At 66.5% G+C, this 15972-nt stretch carries 14 protein-coding genes; 8 read left to right on the top strand and 6 right to left on the bottom strand.

What is annotated here, in order from left to right; translation table 11 throughout:
- Nucleotides 1-77: 77 nt before the first annotated feature.
- Complete coding sequence (locus tag D4Q52_RS02020) at nucleotides 78-443, bottom strand: ArsR/SmtB family transcription factor (RefSeq protein WP_425328444.1); 366 nt, start codon at nucleotides 441-443, stop codon at nucleotides 78-80.
- Nucleotides 444-711: 268 nt separating this feature from the next.
- Between D4Q52_RS02020 and D4Q52_RS02015 the strand changes: the two genes are divergently transcribed.
- On the top strand, nucleotides 712-1566 hold the full coding sequence (locus D4Q52_RS02015) for an alpha/beta fold hydrolase (protein WP_119854882.1): 855 nt from the start codon (nucleotides 712-714) through the stop codon (nucleotides 1564-1566).
- Between the two features lie 146 nt (nucleotides 1567-1712).
- On the opposite strand, the gene D4Q52_RS02010 is transcribed toward D4Q52_RS02015, so the two are convergent.
- The 5 genes from D4Q52_RS02010 to D4Q52_RS01990 form a co-directional block, all read right to left on the bottom strand.
- Nucleotides 1713-2759 (bottom strand): sulfate/molybdate ABC transporter ATP-binding protein, encoded by a 1047-nt coding sequence (locus D4Q52_RS02010; protein WP_119854881.1) that lies wholly within the window; start codon nucleotides 2757-2759, stop codon nucleotides 1713-1715.
- Complete coding sequence (gene cysW / locus D4Q52_RS02005) at nucleotides 2749-3666, bottom strand: sulfate ABC transporter permease subunit CysW (protein ID WP_119854880.1); 918 nt, start codon at nucleotides 3664-3666, stop codon at nucleotides 2749-2751. Before cysW ends, D4Q52_RS02010 begins: the two co-directional genes overlap by 11 nt.
- A gap of 4 nt (nucleotides 3667-3670) precedes the next feature.
- Nucleotides 3671-4507 carry a sulfate ABC transporter permease subunit CysT gene (cysT, locus tag D4Q52_RS02000; protein ID WP_119854879.1) on the bottom strand — a complete coding sequence of 279 codons (837 nt, stop codon included), beginning with the start codon at nucleotides 4505-4507 and terminating at the stop codon, nucleotides 3671-3673.
- A 308-nt stretch (nucleotides 4508-4815) separates the two neighbouring features.
- Nucleotides 4816-5805, bottom strand: coding sequence for a sulfate ABC transporter substrate-binding protein (locus tag D4Q52_RS01995; RefSeq protein WP_119854878.1), 990 nt, complete (start codon nucleotides 5803-5805; stop codon nucleotides 4816-4818).
- 125 nt (nucleotides 5806-5930) lie between these two features.
- Complete coding sequence (locus D4Q52_RS01990; protein WP_119854877.1) at nucleotides 5931-6671, bottom strand: phosphoadenylyl-sulfate reductase; 741 nt, start codon at nucleotides 6669-6671, stop codon at nucleotides 5931-5933.
- Nucleotides 6672-7031: 360 nt separating this feature from the next.
- Between D4Q52_RS01990 and cysD the strand changes: the two genes are divergently transcribed.
- The 7 genes from cysD to D4Q52_RS01955 all read left to right on the top strand — a co-directional run bounded on the left by cysD (nucleotide 7032) and on the right by D4Q52_RS01955 (nucleotide 15843).
- Nucleotides 7032-7826 (top strand): sulfate adenylyltransferase subunit CysD, encoded by a 795-nt coding sequence (gene cysD, locus D4Q52_RS01985; RefSeq protein ID WP_119854876.1) that lies wholly within the window; start codon nucleotides 7032-7034, stop codon nucleotides 7824-7826.
- Nucleotides 7827-7853: 27 nt separating this feature from the next.
- Nucleotides 7854-9770: an adenylyl-sulfate kinase gene (cysC, locus tag D4Q52_RS01980; RefSeq protein WP_119854875.1), complete on the top strand. Its 1917-nt coding sequence runs from the start codon at nucleotides 7854-7856 to the stop codon at nucleotides 9768-9770.
- Between the two features lie 136 nt (nucleotides 9771-9906).
- Nucleotides 9907-11523 (top strand): ABC transporter substrate-binding protein, encoded by a 1617-nt coding sequence (locus tag D4Q52_RS01975; protein WP_119854874.1) that lies wholly within the window; start codon nucleotides 9907-9909, stop codon nucleotides 11521-11523.
- Nucleotides 11524-12127: 604 nt separating this feature from the next.
- A complete protein-coding gene (locus tag D4Q52_RS01970; protein ID WP_119854873.1) occupies nucleotides 12128-13105 on the top strand; it encodes an ABC transporter permease in 978 nt (325 codons plus the stop codon).
- A gap of 1 nt (nucleotide 13106) precedes the next feature.
- A complete protein-coding gene (locus tag D4Q52_RS01965; protein ID WP_119854872.1) occupies nucleotides 13107-13940 on the top strand; it encodes an ABC transporter permease in 834 nt (277 codons plus the stop codon).
- On the top strand, nucleotides 13937-15568 hold the full coding sequence (locus D4Q52_RS01960; RefSeq protein ID WP_119854871.1) for an ABC transporter ATP-binding protein: 1632 nt from the start codon (nucleotides 13937-13939) through the stop codon (nucleotides 15566-15568). Before D4Q52_RS01965 ends, D4Q52_RS01960 begins: the two co-directional genes overlap by 4 nt.
- A gap of 134 nt (nucleotides 15569-15702) precedes the next feature.
- A complete protein-coding gene (locus D4Q52_RS01955) occupies nucleotides 15703-15843 on the top strand; it encodes an oligopeptide/dipeptide ABC transporter ATP-binding protein (RefSeq protein WP_119854870.1) in 141 nt (46 codons plus the stop codon).
- The last annotated feature ends 129 nt before the right edge of the window (nucleotides 15844-15972 follow it).

The raw sequence follows: 15972 nt of genomic DNA, 5'->3' as shown, positions 1-15972 counted from the left end.
AGGCCTATACGACGCCATCGGCATCGCGACAGCCCGAACCATCGCAGGGGTGAGTCCCCGGACCTGACCGAGCAGCGCTACCGACGCGTTGCCACGCTTCGCGCCGCGGCCGCCCGCGGCCGCAGCACCGTCACCTTGTCCTTGCCGCTCGGCTTGCAGAAGATCCCGTGCAGCGCCAGGATCAGGCTGCGCACCTCGTCGCTGGCCAGCGAATAGAACACCTGCTGGCCGTCGCGGCGCGTCTCGACCAAGCGCTCGGCGCGCAGCCGGGCGAGCTGCTGCGACACCGTCGGCTGCCGCTCCTCAAGCAGCGCCGCCAGTTCGGACACCGACTTCTCGCCTTCGGCAAGCTGGCACAGCATCAGCAGCCGCGACGCATTCGAGAGCGTCTTGAGAAATTCGCTGGCGACCAGCACGTTCTGCCGCAGTTCGCTAGTATCCACGCGTGAGACCGCGGTGCCGGCTGGCTTCCGACCTCGTTTAGGCACAGGCATGTTGAAGCCCCTTGCAGGCTTGCGCCGGTCGATCCCGCATGGGGACACCGCGCCTGCGGTCGTTTTGAAACATCGATGTTGGCTGAACCATTGAAGATGCAATCTACTGTTGCAACACATTTTCAACTGGGCAAGCCTGTTGTTGCGGCATAGCCGCCAAACGAACGTGCCGGCCGCTCGCCCGCGTATCATTCGATCTTCTGCAGCCCGAGACCTTATGCAAAATCCGGAAAGCCGCTTCTATCGTTCGCATGGCCTACGCCTGCACTATCTCGATTGGGGCAACGACACCGCGCCGCCGCTGCTGCTGGTGCATGGCGGCCTCGACCACGCCCGCAGCTGGGACCATCTGGCGCGATCGCTGCGTCCGGATTTCAACGTCATCACGCCCGATCTGCGCGGCCATGGCGATTCCGACTGGGCGCTCGGCGGTAGCTACAGCCTGCCGGAATACGTCTACGACCTCACCAGATTGCCGGCACTGCAGGGACGCGGGCCGATCACCGTCATCGGGCATTCGATGGGCGGCATGGTCAGCCTGATCTATACGGGAACGTTTCCGGAGCGGGTCGGCAAGCTGATCGTGCTCGATGGCGTCACCGTAGCGCCCACGGCGACCAGGCCGCCGGTGCACGAGCGCACGCTGAAATGGATCGGCCAGCTCGACGCGCTGGAAGCGCGCGCGCCGCGGCGCTACCGCGACCTCGCCGAGGCGGCGGCGCAGATGCAGGTGCGCAATCCGCGGCTGTCGCCGGAGCTGGCGCTGCACCTGGCCAGCCACGGCACTAAACTCAATGCCGACGGCAGCTATGGCTGGAAGTTCGACCCGTATCAGCGGGTGATGGCGCCGCATCGGCTCTGGGCCGACGACCATGTCGAACTGTGGCGCCGCATCAGCTGCCCGACGCTGCTGCTGTTTGCCGGCGACGGCCTGATGCGCGGCGCTGCGGCCGGGATCACCGACTACTTCCCCAACGCCCGCGCCGAGACCGTCGACGACGCCGGCCACTGGCTGCAGCACGACCGGCCCGAGGAGGTGTTGCGGCTGATCAGGGAATTTCTGTTGGGCTGAGCGCCCGTCAACCGGCATCAGCTCCGTCATGGCCGGGCTTGTCCCGGCCATCCACGCCTTTGGCGCGGTGACGCAGCAAGGCGTGGATGCCCGGCACAAGGCCGGGCATGACGATGGGGGAGTGCGCGATGCGTCGCCCGGACGCGTCAGTGGTCGGCGAAGATGCGGTAGCGCTGGGGTTGCAGGCCGATGCGGTCGCCGACCTTGAGCGAGTGGTCACGCGGCGCGTCGATCTCGATCAGCGTGTCGCCCTGCCCGCCATTGAGCACGATGTCGGCGCGCTGCATCGGGCCGAAGGCGCGCACCGCCTTGACGGCGCCTTCGAGCACGCCGGTGCCGCTCGGGCCGACTGCGACATCGTGGCGACGCACGAACAGTTTCGACGGCCCGGCGACCGCGTCGGTCGGCGCCAGGTCGAGCACGCGGTCGCCGAGCCGGACGCGGCCGTCCTGCACCTCGACCGGCAGCACGATCGATTCGCCGATGAAGCCGTGCACAAACGCGGAGGCCGGCCGCTCGTAGACGTCGCCGGGCGAGCCGATCTGTTCGATGCGGCCCTTGTCCATCACCACCACGCGGTTGGCGACTTCGAGCGCCTCTTCCTGGTCGTGGGTGACGAAGATCGAGGTGACGTGGATTTCCTCGTGCAGGTTGCGCAGCCAGGCGCGCAGCTCCTTGCGCACCTTGGCGTCGAGCGCGCCGAACGGCTCGTCGAGCAACAGGATGCGCGGCTCGATCGCCAGCGCGCGGGCGAGCGCGATGCGCTGGCGCTGACCGCCGGACAATTGGTTCGGGTAACGATCCGCAAGCCAGCCGAGCTGCACGAGGTCCAAGAGATCGCCGACCCGCTTCCTGATCTCCGCCTCGCTCTTGCGGATCCTGCGCGGCTGCACGCGCAGCCCGAACGCGACATTCTCGAACACGCTCATGTGCCGGAACAGCGCGTAGTGCTGAAACACGAAGCCGACGTGACGCTCCGCGGCGCCGCGCGCCAACGCATCCTCGCCGTCGAACGCGATCGAGCCTGAATCGGGCCATTCCAGCCCGGCGATGATCCGCAGCAGCGTGGTCTTGCCGGAGCCGGACGGGCCGAGCAGCGCCATCAACTCGCCGGTCTCGACCCGCAGGTCGACATCGTCGAGCGCGCGGAAGCTGCCGAAATTCTTGACGATGTTGCGAACTTCAATGGTCATTGGAATTCAGCCCTTGTTCGATGCGGCCTTCCAGCACGGTCTTGACGATCAACGTCACCAGCGCGAGCAGCGCCAGCAGCGAGGCGATCGCGAATGCAGCCACCATCTGGTACTCGTTGTAGAGAATTTCCACCAGCAGCGGCATGGTGTTGGTTTCGCCGCGGATGTGGCCGGAGACGACCGAGACCGCGCCGAATTCGCCCATCGCGCGGGCGTTGCACAGCAGCACGCCGTACAGCAGACCCCATTTGATGTTCGGCAGCGTGACGCGCCAGAACGTGGTCCAGCCGCCGGCGCCGAGCGAGATCGCGGCTTCTTCCTCCAACGGACCCTGCTCCTGCATCAGCGGAATCAGTTCGCGTGCCACGAACGGGAAGGTCACGAACGTCGTCGCCAGCACGATCGCCGGCACAGCGAACAGGATCTGCACGCCGTGCGCCATCAGCCACGGCCCGAACCAGCCCTGCGCGCCGAACAGCAGCACGAACACAAGGCCGGAGATCACCGGCGAGACCGAGAACGGCAGGTCGATCAGCGTGATCAGCAGCGTCTTGCCGGGAAATTCGAACTTGGCGATCGCCCAGGCGGCGATCACGCCGAACATCAGGTTGAGCCCGACCGAGATGCCCGCCGCCACCAGCGTCAGCCGGATCGACGCCAGCGCCTCCTCGTCGCTCAGTGCGTCGAGATAGAAGCTGACGCCTTTGGACAGCGCTTCGGAGAACACCAGCACCAGCGGCAGCACGACGAACAAGGTGAGGAACGCCACCGCGAAGCCGATGACCAGCAGCCGGACCCACGCGGGCTCACTATGCGCGGCGCGCCGCATTGCAGCCGCGGGGACTGCGGCCTTGTCGGCCGATCTGCGCACAGGGCGCCTCACTGGGCTTGTTGCAACCAACGTCATGCTATCACGCCGTGGCCAGCGAGCGGGACTGCGCCCAGTGCTGGATCCGATTGAGAATGAAAATGATCAGAAACGAAAACACCAGCATCACCACCGCGATCGCGGTCGCGTCGGAATAGCGGAACTCCGACAGCCGGATCACGATCAAGAGCGGTGCGATCTCGGAGACGTTGGGCAGGTTGCCGGCGATGAAGATCACCGAGCCGTATTCGCCGACCGCACGGGCGAAGGCCAGCGCGAAGCCAGTCAGCGCCGCCGGCGCCAGACTCGGCAGGATGACGCGGCGGATGGTCTGCCAGCGCGAGGCGCCGAGCGACTCGGCGGCTTCCTCGAGTTCGGCGTCGAGGTCGATCAGCACCGGCTGCACGGTGCGGACCACGAACGGGATGCCGATGAAGATCATCGCCAGGAAGATGCCGAGCGGCGTGAACGCCACCTTGATGCCGAGCGCGGCGAGCGGAGCGCCGAGCCAGCCCTTCTGGGCGAACAGCGTGGTCAGTGCGATGCCCGCGACCGCGGTCGGCAGCGCGAACGGAATGTCGACGATGGCGTCGAAGATCCGCCGGCCGGGAAAGCGATAGCGCACCAGCGCCCACACGATCAGCAGCCCGGCGACGAGATTGACGCAGGCGGCGGCGAGCGACAGCCCGAACGAGATCTTCAGCGCGTGCAGCGTCCGCGGCGCCGTCACCGTCGCCCAGAACTCGGCGAGGCTGAGCTCCGCGGTCTTGAGAAACAAGCCGGCCAGCGGGATCAGGATCATCAGCGACAGCCAGGTGATCGTCAGCCCCATGGTGAGGCCGAAGCCGGGCAAGGAGCGGCGGCGGGACAGCGTGCTCACAGGAGCACCTGTGGGGGGCCCTGAAGTCGCGCGATAAAAGCGACCGAGCTATCCCCGTCATTGCGAGCGAAGCGAAGCAATCCAGAGCGCGGTGCACGGAGCTGGATTGCTTCGTCGCTTCGCTCCTCGCAATGACGCGGAGAGAGGTTGGGGATCAAACGCCAAGGCTGGGGGACTCGGAATCGCCCCCTCACCCCGGCCCTCTCCCCGCGCGCGGGGAGAGGGAGCGCACTGTCTTCGTTGCTAAGCATACCATCCCCAACTCTGCCGATCGCAGCCGTGCTGTGCGCCGGCGACCCGCGCGCCGTTCAGTTCTTATAGATCTTGTCGAACACGCCGCCGTCGGCGAAGTGTTCGGTCTGCGCCTTGGTCCAGCCGCCGAACACGTCGTCGATGGTGAACAGGTCGACCTTGGCGAACGAGCCCTCGTGCTTCTTGGCAATCTCCGCGTCACGCGGACGATAGAAGTTGCGTGCGGCGATTTCCTGGCCGTCCTTGGAGTAGAGATAGTTGAGGTAAGCCTCGGCGGCGGCGCGGGTGCCCTTCTTGTCGACCACGGTGTCGACCACAGCGACCGGCGGCTCGGCCAGGATCGACACCGACGGCGCGACGATCTCGAACTTGTCGGCGCCGAATTCCTTCACCGCCAGATAGGCCTCGTTCTCCCAGGCCAGCAACACGTCGCCGACGCCGCGCTCGACAAATGTCACGGTCGAGCCGCGCGCGCCGGTGTCGAGCACTGGCACCTGCTTGAACAGCTTGCCGACGAAGTCGCGGGCGCCCTCTTCCGAGCCGGACTTCTTCAACGCGTAGCCCCAGGCCGCCAGATAATTCCAGCGGGCGCCGCCCGAGGTCTTCGGATTCGGCGTGATCACGCTGACGCCGGACTTCAGGAGATCGTCCCAATCCTTGATGCCCTTCGGGTTGCCCTTGCGCACCAGGAAGACGATGGTCGACGTGTAGGGCGAGGAGTTCTGCGGCAGCCGCTTCTGCCAATCCTTGGCGAGCAGCCCCTTGTTGGCGATCGCGTCGATGTCATAGGCGAGCGCCAGCGTCACGACGTCGGCCTGCAGCCCGTCGATCACCGAGCGCGCCTGCGAGCCAGAGCCGCCATGCGACTGCTTGAGCGTGACCTTGTCGCCAGCCTGTTTCTGAAACGCGGCGGCGAATGACTTGTTGAAGTCGCTGTAGAGCTCGCGAGTGGGATCGTAGGACACATTGAGCAGCGTCACGTCGGCCGCCTGCGCGGACGTCGCGATCAACAGGCCTGCGAATAGCGGAATGAGTCGGCGAAGCATTTTCAATTCTCCATGATCCGGACGACGTCTCAGTCGTCACCGGCGGAGTTGCGAAACTCAACAACAAAGCCGCTCAAGTCAACGAAACCGCATTTCATTGTTCGATCGGGCGCGACAGCAATCTGCTACGAAGTCTTCATCGTATGAATGCCGCATTCCGTCTTGCTACGCCCCTGCCAGCGCCCCGAGCGCGTATCATCCGCCGATGAGGCCCGGCTGGTACACGGCATGCAGCCGACCGACAGGAAGCCCGAAGCCAGCAAAGGATGCGGCGGCAATTTGCCGAGCGTGTAGATCGCGGCGATCTCCTCGCGCGACACGTTGGCGAACGGGTTGAACTTCAGGCGCACTCCATCGGCTTCGACCACCGCAATCTCCGTGCGTGCGCCGCCCTGGAATCGCTTGCGGCCGTTGATCCAGCCGTCGAACGGCGCCAAGGCGCGGCGCAGCGGCTCCATCTTGCGGATGAAACAGCATTTGTCCGGATCGGAGAACCACAGATCCTGTGCCGGATCGTCGCGCTCTAGATCGGCGGCCAATGGCTTGACCGAGCGCACGTCGGTGAGGCCGAGCTGATCGATCAGCGTATCGCGATATGCGAGCGTCTCTTCGAACAGCCAGCCGGTATCGAGAAACACCACGGGGATCGCCGGATCGACGTCCGCCATCACTTTCAGAAGCGCCGCCGACTCGGTGCCGAACGACGACACCAGCGCGACGCGGTCGCGGCCGAGTTCGCGGACCGCAGCGGCGATGATCTCGGCCGGCGACGCGCCGTGAAGCGCGCTGTTCAGCGCGGCCGCGCGCACCGCCGTGGCATCGGGCGCCGCGGCTGGAGATGGGGAGGTTTGGGTGAGGTTGCTCATTCCCGAATGACTTTCTGCACGGCCGGTTCGACTGCCATCACCGCACCGCGGCACGAAGTGACCGATCAAGGATTGAATAGAAATATTTTCTATCTATGTATCTTACAAGCCAGATCGATAGAAAATTATTCTTTCTGTCGGGGGCTTCCACCGTAGAAATTCCATCCCCTATCTATGCGCCGCAGAGATGTTCGTTCTCCTCACGATAATGACGCCGTCTCGGCCGCGCGACAACGAGGGTCCGGATCGATCCGGACCCGTCTTGCCGGGAGCCTGTACATGACCCTCGCCGCACCCGAACTTCGCGCCGCGCAACCGGCGTCCCTGCCCGATCTTCCGCCACGGGACGCATTGCCCCCAATGGACCACCTCGACGCGCTCGAGGCGCAGAGCATCTACATTTTGCGTGAGGGCTTCGCCCGGCTGAAGAAGCTGGCGCTGCTGTGGTCGCTCGGCAAAGACTCCAATGTGATGATCTGGCTGGCCCGCAAGGCGTTCTTCGGCAAGGTGCCGTTCCCGGCGCTGCATGTCGACACCGGCAAGAAATTTCCGGAAATGTACGCCTTCCGCGAACACTACGCGAAGGAGTGGGATCTCGATCTGCGCGTCGACCCCTGCCCGCCGATCGACAGCGTCGATCCGACGTTGCCGCCGGCGGCGCGCTCCGCGGCGCGCAAGACCGAGGGCCTGAAAATGGCGCTCGCCAAATACGGCTTCGACGGACTGATCGCCGGCATCCGCCGCGACGAGGAAGCGACCCGCGCCAAGGAGCGCGTGTTCTCGCCGCGCGGCACGGAAGGCGGATGGGACGTGCGCGATCAGCCGCCGGAGTTCTGGGATCAGTTCAACGCCTCGCCGCCGCCCGGCGCGCATCTGCGTATCCACCCGATCCTGCATTGGACCGAGGCGGATATCTGGGCCTACACCAAGCGCGAGAACATCCCGATCATCCCGCTGTATCTGTCGCAGAACGGCAAGCGCTATCGCTCGCTCGGCGATCAGGACATCACCTTTCCGGTGGCGTCGACCGCCTCGTCGATCGACGAGATCCTGCACGAACTGCAGACCACCAAGGTGCCGGAGCGCGCCGGCCGCGCGCTCGACCACGAGACCGAGGACGCCTTCGAGCGTCTGCGCGTCGCCGGCTATCTGTAAGTAACAATTCCGACCATGAGTGATGCCATGAACCTCGCGGTTTCGCCCGCCTCTCTCACCACGCCGAACGGCACCACGCGGCCGCTGGTCCGCATCGTCATCGTCGGCCATGTCGACCACGGCAAGTCGACGCTGGTCGGCCGGCTGCTGCACGAGACCGGCTCGCTGCCGGACGGCAAGCTGGAAATGCTGAAGGCGGTCAGCGCCCGGCGCGGCATGCCGTTCGAATGGTCGTTCCTGCTCGACGCGCTGCAGACCGAGCGCGACCAGGGCATCACCATCGACACCACGCAGATCTCGTTCCGCACCCGCTCGCGCGACGTCGTGCTGATCGACGCGCCCGGCCACGCCGAATTCCTGCGCAACATGATCACCGGCGCCTCGCAGGCCGACGGCGCGGTGCTGATCATCGACGCGCTGGAAGGCGTGCGCGACCAGACTCGGCGGCACGGCTATTTGCTGCATCTGCTCGGCATCAAGCAGGTCGCCGTCGTGGTCAACAAGATGGACCGCGTCGACTTCTCGGCCGATCGTTTCAAGGCGATCAGCGACGAGATCACCGACCATCTCACCTCGCTCGGCGTGACGCCGACCGCGGTGATTCCGATCTCGGCGCGCGACGGCGACGGCGTCGCCGAGCGCACCGACAATATCCGCTGGTACCAAGGCCCGACCGTGGTCGAGGCGCTCGACGCGCTGACGCCGTCGCAGCCGCTCGATCAGCTGGCGCTGCGGCTCCCGGTGCAGGCGATCTACAAATTCGACGACCGCCGCATCGTCGCTGGCCGGATCGAATCCGGGCGCCTGCAGGCGGGCGACGACATCGTCATTATGCCGGCCGGCAAGATCGCCAGGATCAAGAGCGTCGAGAGCTGGCCGGTGACACCGGTGGCCGGGCCGCAGGGCGCCGGCCGCTCGGTCGGCATCACGCTCGACCGCGAATTGTTCGTCGAGCGAGGCGACGTCATCGCCCATGCGGGCTCGGCGCCGCGTGATACACGGCGGCTGCGTGCCCGCATCTTCTGGTTGCACGATCAGCCGCTCGAGGCCGGCGCCTCAATCCTGGTGCGGCTCGGCACCCGCGAGACGCGCGCCACCGTGGTGGCGATCGAAAAGGCGGTCGATCCCGGCGATCTCGGCAGCGTCGCCGCCAAGGCGATCGCCCGCAATCATGTCGGCGAAATCGACCTGTCGCTGGCGCAGCCGGTCGCGGCAGACCCGGCCGAAACCTTTCCGCGCACCGGGCGGCTGGTGATCGAGGTCGGCGGCCGCATTGCCGGCGGCGGCCTGGTGCTCAGCGTCGACGCCGGCCAGCGCGCCGCCACCGCCGACATCGTGCCGGTGGAGTCCGCACTGCGGCCCGAAGAACGCGCCGCCCGCTTCCGCCACACCGGCGCGGTGCTGTGGTTCACCGGCCTGCCCGGCTCCGGCAAGTCGACGCTCGCCAAGGCGATCGAGCGGCGGCTGTTCGACCGCGGCGGCTCGCCGATCCTGCTCGACGGCGACACGCTGCGCGCCGGGCTCAACAGCGACCTCGGCTTCTCGCCGGAAGACCGCGCCGAGAATATCCGCCGCCTCGCCGAGATTGCCGCACACCTCGCCGCCAACGGCCACGTGGCGATCGTCGCCGCGGTGTCTCCGGCACTGGACGATCGTGCCGCCGCGCGCCGCATCGCCGGCGAGCATTTCCGCGAGATCTACGTCGCAACGCCGGCGGAGGTCTGCGAGCAGCGCGACCCGAAGGGCCACTATGCCAAGGCGCGCGCCGGCGCGCTGCAGAACTTCACCGGCATCGGCAACGACTATCAGCCGCCGGTCGCCAGCGAACTGACGATCGACACTTCGGCGCACAGCGTGGCCGAAGCGGCCGATCAGGTCGAGGCCATGCTGGCGAGCAGCGGCATATTGGTCGGCGAACTCGTCGACCTCGCCGCTCATATCTGAGGCGGCGGTCGTCGCCGCGGCTCGGACCGCGGCGACACAAACTTGCCGGCCGGTGCGCAAATTGAAAATGGCTTGATCGGCGGCGGCATCGTATCGTCTGATAGTCCCGCCCGCCCCATTCCTGCCAGGAGACCGCATGGCCTTGTCGCGCTTCGAGATCAATCGCCGCACTATTTTGCTGACGTCGGCCGCGATCGCCGCCAATGTGATCAATCCGATGCGCGCCTTCGCGCAGGAGACGCCGCGCAAGGGCGGCGTGTTCAACGTCCATTACGGCGCCGAGCAGCGCCAGCTCAATCCGAGCCTGCAGGCCTCGACCGGCGTCTACATCATCGGCGGCAAGATCCAGGAGCCGCTGGTCGATCTCGATGCCGCGGGCAATCCGGTCGGCGTGCTGGCGGAGAGCTGGGAATCGACGCCGGACGGCAAGACCATCACGTTCAAGCTGCGCAAGGGCGTGACCTGGCACGACGGCAAGCCGTTCACGTCCGAGGACGTCGCCTTCACGGCGATGAACATGTGGAAGAAGATCCTCAACTACGGATCGACGCTGCAGCTGTTCCTCACCGCGGTCGACACGCCCGATCCGCAGACCGCGATCTTCCGCTACGAGCGGCCGATGCCGCTCAATCTGTTGCTGCGCGCGCTGCCGGACCTCGGCTACATCTCGGCCAAGCACATCTACGAGACCGGCGACATCCGGCAGAACCCGGCCAACCTCGCGCCGGTCGGCACCGGCCCGTTCAAGTTCAACAAATACGAGCGCGGCCAGTACATCATCGCCGACCGCAACGACAATTACTGGCGGCCGAATGCGCCCTATCTTGACCGCATCGTCTGGAAGGTGATCACCGACCGCGCCGCCGCGGCGGCGCAGCTCGAGGCCGGCGGGCTGCAGCTCAGCCCGTTCTCGGGCCTGACGATCTCCGACATGGCGCGGCTCGGCAAGGACAAGCGCTTCATCGTCTCGACCAAGGGCAACGAGGGCAACGCCCGCACCAACACCATCGAGTTCAATTTCCGCCGCAAGGAGCTGTCGGACATCCGCGTCCGCCGCGCGATTGCGCACGCCATCAACGTGCCGTTCTTCATCGAGAACTTCCTCGGCGATTTCGCCAAGCTCGGCACCGGCCCGATCCCTTCGACCTCGACCGACTTCTATCCGGGCCCGAACACGCCGCAATACCCCTACGACAAGAAGAAGGCGATCGCGCTGCTCGACGAGGCCGGCCTCAAGCCCGGCGCCGGCGGCAACCGGCTGTCGCTGCGGCTGCTGCCGGCGCCCTGGGGCGAGGACATCTCGCTGTGGGCGACCTTCATCCAGCAGTCGCTGGGCGAGGTCGGCATTCAGGTGGAGGTTGTGCGCAACGACGGCGGCGGCTTTCTCAAGCAGGTCTATGACGACCACGCCTTCGACCTGGCCACCGGCTGGCACCAGTATCGCAACGATCCGGCAGTCTCGACCACGGTGTGGTACCGCTCCGGCCAGCCCAAGGGCGCGCCGTGGACCAACCAGTGGGGCTGGGAAGACCCCACGATCGACAAGATCATCGATGATGCCGCGACTGAAGTCGATCCGGTCAAGCGCAAGGCGCTGTATGCCGACTTCGTCACCCGCGCCAACACCGAGCTGCCGATCTGGATGCCGATCGAGCAATTGTTCGTCACGGTGATCACCGCGAAGGCGCGCAATCACTCCAACACGCCGCGTTGGGCGTCGTCGACCTGGCACGATCTTTGGCTTTCGGCCTGACATGCCTCCCGCGTCATTGCGAGCCAACGGGTCGGCGCGTAGCGCCGCCCGATGACAGGCTCCGCGAAGCAATCGAGGGGCGCAGTGCAAGTCGCTTCTGGATTGCTTCGTCGCGGAGCCTGTGCTCGGACGGCGCGGAGCGCCGATCCGAGTGCTCCTAGGAAGAAAGAAGTCACTCAAATTCTCCGAGAGGCTATCTTGATACTGGCGCCTCCAAAGTCTGTGTCTTCCGCGTCCGCAGCGTCACCCGGGCGCTGGCCAACGTCCGAGTTTGATTGGATCAAGTTGATGCCGCGAACACGGCCTGCTCCTTCTCCCCGCGCGCGGGGAGAAGGGTGGGATGAGGGGGCGTCTCCGCAAGGCCGAGCGCGAGTTTGTTGAGGCATCGGGGTCACAGGATAGCAGGCGCTCAGGCGTGCGGAGGCGCCCCCTCACCCGGATTGCTGCGCAATCCGACCTCTCCCCGCGCGCGGGGAGAGGTTTTCGCGCGGCAGCGTTCTTTCATCGAAAGCGCGTCGACGCCTCCGTCGGTCCGAACTCGCAATGACGAACGCGGCCGGCCGATTTCGATCGACCCCGCTGCCAATTCAGCCAATATAGTCGCATGCGTATCCTGAGCCTCGCGGGGCGGCGGCTCGCCGCCTCGATCCCGACCCTGCTGCTGATCCTGATCGGCATCTTCCTGCTGCTGCAATTCGCGCCCGGCGACACCGTCGATGCGATGATGGCGCAGATGGGCGGCGGCGACGCCGCGACCGCGCGCGAGCTGCGCAAGTTCTACGGGCTGGATCTGTCGATTCCGCTGCAGCTTGCCAACTATCTGTGGCGGCTGGTGCGGTTCGATCTCGGTTTCTCCTCGATCTACGGCAAGCCGGTCGCCACCGTGATCCTCGAGCGGCTGCCGCCGACGCTGCTGCTGATGACCGCGTCGCTGTCGTTCGCGTTCTTCGCCGGCCTGGTGCTCGGCGTGATCGCGGCGCGCGGCGTCAACAAATGGCCGGATACGCTGATCTCGACGCTCGGCCTGATCTTCTACGCCACGCCGTCGTTCTGGTTTGGCCTGATGGCGATCGTGGTGTTCTCGGTCTATCTGCAATGGCTGCCGGCCGGCGGCTTCGAGGACATCGGCGCGGCCGCGACCGGCTTCGCCCGGACGCTGGACATCGCCGCGCATCTGATCCTGCCGACGCTGACGCTGGGACTGATCTTTCTGGCGATCTATCTGCGCATCATGCGGGCCTCGATGCTCGAAGTGCTCAATCTCGACTTCGTCCGCACCGCGCGCGCCAAGGGGCTCGACGAGACCCGCATCGTCGTCCGCCACGTGCTGCGCAACGCGTTGCTGCCGATGGTGACGCTGATCGGGCTGCAGGCCGGCACCATGCTGGGCGGCTCGGTGGTGGTGGAGAGCGTGTTCTCGCTGCCGGGGCTCGGTCGCCTCGCCTACGAGTCCGTGGTGCAGCGCGACCTCAATACGCTGCTCGGCATCGTGTTCGTCTCGGCGCTGCTGGTGATCGCCGTCAACTTCCTGGTCGACCTGCTCTACGCCCGGCTCGACCCGCGCATCTCGGCGGGGACGTAGCGTGACCGACGCCATCAAGCGCTACTTCCGTAGCCCGGCCGCCGTGGTCGGCCTGATCCTGCTGCTCGTGGTGATCGGCATGGCGATCAGCGCCGGCTGGATCTATCCGCGCGATCCGCTGGCGCTGGCCGGCCGGCCGCTGATCTGGCCGTTCAGCAATCCGCGCTTTTTGCTCGGCACCGACAATTCCGGCCGCGACATCGCCGCGCAGATCTTCTACGGCGCGCGGATCGCGCTGCTGATCGGCGGCGCAGCGACCGTGATCGCGATCGTGATCGGCGTACTGATCGGCGCCTTCGCCGGCTATTTCGGCGGCTGGGTCGACACCGTGCTGATGCGCATCACCGAGGCGTTCCAGATCCTGCCGAACTTCGTGCTGCTGCTGGTGCTGGTCGCGGTGTTCGGCTCGACGCTGACCACGGTGACGATCGCGGTCGGCATCGTGTCGTGGCCGGCGCCGGCGCGGCTGACGCGCGCCGAATTTCTCAGCCTGCGCAATCGCGAGTTCGTGCAGGCCGGCCGCACGCTCGGCATGAAGGACCTGCAGCTGATCCTCGGCGAGATCCTGCCCAACGCGCTGCCGCCGGTGATCGTCTATGCCAGCGTGGTGATGGCGGTGGCGATCCTGTTGGAAAGCGCGCTGGCGTTTTTGCGGCTGTCCGATCCCAACGTCGCCTCCTGGGGCAATCTGATCGGGCTCGGCCGCGATGTGCTGCGCGTGCAATGGTACGTCGCGGCGATCCCCGGCATCGCCATCCTGATCACCGTGCTGGCGGTGTCGCTGGTCGGCCAGGGCCTCAACGACGCGCTCAACCCGAGGCTGAAGGGCCGATGACCGCGCCCGCAGTTCTCACGCTGGACAGACTGAGCGTCCGCCTGCCCGCCGGCGCCGACCGCAGCCACGCGGTACGCGACGCGTCGCTGTCGATCGCGCCGGGCGAGATCCTGTGCGTGGTCGGCGAGTCTGGCTCGGGCAAATCGATCATGGCCAACGCCGTGATGCAGCTGCTCCCCGGCGGCGTCGCGCTCGACGGCGGCCGCGTGCTGTTCGAAGGCCGCGATCTGGCGCAGGCCAGCGCCGCGCAGATGCGCAAGGTGCGCGGCGCCGGCATCGCCATGGTGTTCCAGGAGCCGATGACGGCGCTCAATCCGCTGCGCACGATCGGCGACCAGATCGGCGAGATGTTCTCGATCCACACCGATCTGTCCAAGCGCGACATCAAGGCGAAGGTGCTGGCGCTGCTGACCGACGTGCGCATTCCCGATCCCGAACGCGCAGCCGGCGCCTATCCGCACGAACTGTCCGGCGGCCAGCGCCAGCGCGCCATGATCGCGATGGCGCTGGCGCTCGATCCCAAGCTCTTGATCGCCGACGAGCCGACCACCGCGCTCGACGTCACCACGCAGGCGCAGATCCTGCAACTGATCCGTGAACTGCAGAGCCGGCGCAACACCGCGGTGCTGTTCATCACCCATGACTTCGGCGTGGTCGCCGAGATCGCCGACCGGGTGGTGGTGATGCAACACGGCGCCATCGTCGAGCAGGGCGTCGCCGATGACGTGCTGCATCGGCCACAGCATCCCTACACGCGGCAACTGATCGCCGCCGTGCCGCCGCTGACCGCGCCGCCGCCGCGCGCCTTCGGCAGCGAGACGATCCTCAGCATCGACAAGGTGTCGAAGACGTTCCGCACCGGCGGCTTTCTCGGCCGCGGCGCGCGGGTCACCGCCGCGGTCAAGAACGTGTCGCTCAAGCTGCCGAAGGGCGCGACGCTCGGCATCGTCGGCGAGAGTGGCTCCGGCAAGTCGACGCTGGCGCGCTGCATCATCCGGCTGCTCGATCCGGATTCCGGCTCGATCCTGCTCGAAGGCCGCGACTGGGCGACGATGCCGCGCGAGCAGGTGCGGCGCGAGACGCGCCACATGCAGATGGTGTTTCAGGACCCGTTCGCCTCGCTCAACCCGCGCCACAAGGCCGAGGAATTAGTCGCGCAGGGCCCGATCATCCACGGCACCCCGCGCAGGCAGGCGATCGCCGAGGCGCGCCAACTGTTCGAACTGGTCGGGCTCGATCCGTCCGCCGGCGGCCGCCTGCCGCACGAATTCTCCGGCGGCCAGCGCCAGCGCATCGGGCTGGCCCGCGCGCTGGCGCTGAAGCCCGACGTGCTGATCGCCGACGAGGCGGTGTCGGCGCTCGACGTCTCGGTGCAGGCGCAGGTGCTGAGGCTCTTGACCGGCTTGCGCGAGCAGCTCGGCCTGTCGATCATCTTCATCACCCACGACCTCCGCGTCGCCGCGCAGATCTGCGATTTGGTCGCGGTGATGAAGGACGGCGCAGTCGTCGAGCACGGTCCGGCCGGCGACGTCTTCAACGCGCCGCAGCATCCCTATACGCAGGCGCTGCTGGCCTCGATCCCAGGTGGAGATTTTGCGCGTAACCATGCGGTGGAGCCGGCGGTGTAGAACGTAGGACGTAGGATGGGTTGAGCGCAGCGAAACCCATCGATCAGACGGAGCGCGCGGTTGATGGGTTTCGCTGCGCTCAACCCATCCTACGAAGCCGGCATCTGCCTCCGACCTGCGATCTCGTCGCGGTGATGAAGGACGACGAAGTCGTCGAGCACGGTCCGGCCGGCGAGGTGTTCAACGCGCCGAAGCATCCGTATACGCAAGCGCTGCTTGCCTCGATCCCCGGTGGCGATTTCGCGCGGAGTCATGCGGTGGAGCCTGCGGTGTAGGACGTAGGATGGGTTGAGCGCAGCGAAACCCATCGCTCAGGCAGAGCGCGCCGTTGATGGGTTTCGCTGCGCTCAACCCATCCTACGAAGCCGGCATCTGCCTCCGACCTGCGATCTCGTCGCGGTGAT

The sequence above is a fragment of the Rhodopseudomonas palustris genome, from assembly GCF_003591005.1.
GTDB lineage: Bacteria > Pseudomonadota > Alphaproteobacteria > Rhizobiales > Xanthobacteraceae > Rhodopseudomonas > Rhodopseudomonas palustris_K.
The sequence above is the reverse complement of the archived record's forward strand: the minus strand, read 5'-3'. Positions and strand labels throughout refer to the sequence as shown.